2 protein-coding genes are annotated in these 2,278 nt (G+C 46.6%); both read left to right on the top strand.

The features are described 5' to 3' along the window. The first annotated feature begins 117 nt into the window (after nt 1-117). Nucleotides 118-1,584 carry a DUF1501 domain-containing protein gene (locus tag WBA23_RS13370; RefSeq protein ID WP_424582778.1) on the top strand — a complete coding sequence of 489 codons (1,467 nt, stop codon included), beginning with the start codon at nt 118-120 and terminating at the stop codon, nt 1,582-1,584. Between the two features lie 123 nt (nt 1,585-1,707). Then, the gene (locus WBA23_RS13375; protein ID WP_424582779.1) at nt 1,708-2,232 is read left to right on the top strand and encodes a hypothetical protein; all 525 of its coding nucleotides are present in this window, start codon (nt 1,708-1,710) and stop codon (nt 2,230-2,232) included. Nucleotides 2,233-2,278: the final 46 nt, after the last annotated feature.

The raw sequence follows: 2,278 nt of genomic DNA on the forward strand, positions 1-2,278 counted from the left end.
GCTTTGGCCCGAGTCGCAAATACTATTCTTAATACGACCGAGGCGTATTACAAGAACTAACTTTATTTAAGAGTACCGGTATGCAGTCAGAAATATTCATTTACTCATTCAATTTCTATGAATTGGAATAACGACATACAGAAAGCGCAGTATAATCAGACCCGCCGCGATTTTCTTCGCACTACCACTAAAGGATTAGGAGCCGCAGCCATTGGCTCATTGATAGCTCCTAATTTGCTGTCAGGGCAACCAAACTCCATTCCGGGATCAGGAGGAGTACTGAAGGCGTTACATCACGCACCGAAAGCAAAGCGAATTATTTACCTTTTTCAAAGTGGTGGTCCCAGTCAAATTGAGCTATTTGATTATAAGCCGGAGCTGATGAAGCGGCACGGCGAGGAGATTCCGGATAGTGTGCGGGGCAACCAGCGCGTTACCGGAATGTTGGCGGCTCAGTCCAGCTTTCCGATGGTGGGCTCTAAGTTTGAGTTTACGCAGAACCCGAAAACCGGAGGATACTTCAGTAATCTGATTCCCTACACCGCACAAATTGCCGAAGACATCTGCGTGGTAAATTCTATGTACACCGAAGCCATAAACCACGAGCCCGCCGTGGTATTTCTACAAACTGGCTCACAGCAGGTTGGTCGTCCTTGCATTGGTTCTTGGATGAGCTACGGTTTGGGAAGTCCCAATCAGAATTTACCTTCTTTTATCGTATTGCTTTCGCGAGGTAAACCTGATACGCAGAACCTAAATATGCAGTCTTGGGGCAATGGCTTTCTGCCGTCTCACCACCAAGGCGTACAGTTCCGTTCGGGAGCCGACCCGGTGCTGTACTTATCGAATCCCGATGGCATAGACCGGACGAGCCGCCGCCGGGAATTAGACTACTTGGAACGACTGGAGCGCGAACAACAAGCGGTTTGGGGCGACCCGGAAATTGATTCTAAGATCAGTCAGTACGAAATGGCCTACCGCATGCAAACCTCGGTGCCGGATGTAACCGACCTATCCGATGAGCCGGATTACATTTTTGATCTGTACGGATCCGATGCGCGTATTCCCGGTACCTACGCCGCCAATTGCCTCTTGGCGCGCCGTCTAGCCGAACGAAATGTGCCGTTTGTTCAGCTTTATCATATGGGCTGGGATCAGCACGGTAATCTACCCAAAGACATTCAAAAACTGGCAAAATCCAGTGATCAGGCTTCCGCCGCGCTGGTAACTGACTTAAAGCAACGCGGTCTACTGGACGATACGCTAGTGGTGTGGGGTGGCGAATTCGGACGAACCAGCTTTTCTCAGGGCAAATTGACGAAGACTAACTACGGCCGCGATCATCACCCGCGCTGCTTCAGCATGTGGATGGCCGGAGGCGGTATCAAACCCGGCATTAACTACGGCCAAACTGACGATTTTAGCTACAATCTTGCTGAAAACGGCGTTCATGTCCACGACTTCCAGGCTACGCTGTTGCACCTACTCGGCGTAGACCACGAACAGCTAACATTCAAGCATCAAGGCCGCCGCTACCGCTTAACCGATGTTCACGGGCACGTAGTGAAGGGGATTCTTGCTTAGCAGCAGCTTACTGAAAATGGCAATCGTAGGATTGATAATGGAAGATTAATCAAGATAAGCAATTCGGGAATAAATTTTCTATAGATAAGAACTAATAATATTGATGGAAGTAGATTGTAACCTATGAAACGGGAATCTCAATTACTTGACTTTCTGGTAGACGACTTAACTAGATCAATTAAAAACCGAATTTCTGGAGACAGTTTTCAAACCGAAATTACGAGACTAGCCAAGCAGGATTTAAAGAGTATTACTAAAAAAGCAGGTTGGCGTTTTAGTTGGCGCACTGAGCTGAACGACAATACAAATGAAGTCTACAAGCTAACTATCGTTAATAATCCTGCGATCATCCAAGGACTTATCAGTTTGCAGGTTGAGTCCGATCATGTGTTTATGAACCTACTGGAGAGTGCCCCGTTTAACATGGGGAAAGACAAACTTTATGAAGGAGTGCCGGGCAATTTAGTGGCTTATGCATGTAGGGTTTCGTTTAGATATGGCTACGAAGGATTTGTATCCTTTACTGCAAAGACAAGACTCATTGGTCACTATGAAAAGACATTGGGAGCCTATCATTTTGGAGGACATAAGATGATTGTTCCTACCGAGGCGGCACAAAAATTAGTAGATCATTACTTTAGAAACTAAATATTATGGGATACATAAAAGAGCCAGAGGGGGTAGACTTTATTAT

Source organism: Tunicatimonas sp. (assembly GCF_049647865.1).
GTDB lineage: Bacteria > Bacteroidota > Bacteroidia > Cytophagales > Cyclobacteriaceae > Tunicatimonas.